This is a genomic window from Streptomyces sp. NPDC048275, assembly GCF_040652275.1.
GTDB lineage: Bacteria > Actinomycetota > Actinomycetes > Streptomycetales > Streptomycetaceae > Streptomyces.
Genome location: NZ_JBEZLR010000101.1, coordinates 36,278 through 36,664, shown reverse-complemented (window position 1 = coordinate 36,664; position 387 = coordinate 36,278). Strand labels below are relative to the sequence as shown.

The 387-nt window shown below is 63.6% G+C and carries 1 protein-coding gene; it reads right to left on the bottom strand.

The window, feature by feature from the left end; genetic code table 11:
* Nucleotides 1–91 (bottom strand): biotin carboxylase N-terminal domain-containing protein (locus tag AB0D57_RS38720; protein WP_308427085.1); only part of this gene is annotated, 91 nt, incomplete at its 3' end.
* Between the last annotated feature and the right edge of the window lie 296 nt (nt 92–387).

Below are 387 nucleotides of genomic sequence, written 5' to 3'. Positions count from 1 at the left end.
ACACGGCAACGCTCGCGATCCCGGCATCCCGGCATGCCCGGGCCACGCGGACAGCGATTTCGCCACGGTTGGCGATGAGCACCTTGCGCACGATGAACCTCCCCTGACTCCGCTCGGAGTCACAAGACTGTTCGAGCGCGCACTTCTCCTTCAATACGGTCCGTTGCAGGACTGGGTCAGAATCCGCAGACCCGGCGCAGCAGGTTCCGGGAGAGGAAAGAAAAAGGTCAGACATCCGTCAAATAACCGGACCCGGCGGAGGGAACCGCCGGGTCCGGATCGAAAAGGAATGCATTATTCCGGGGAGGTGCTTTCAGCCGTCCCGCCGGGTTTCGCGGTACCGGACGGCGGCGGTCGGTCAGGCGCTCTGGAGGGTTTTGCGGTACC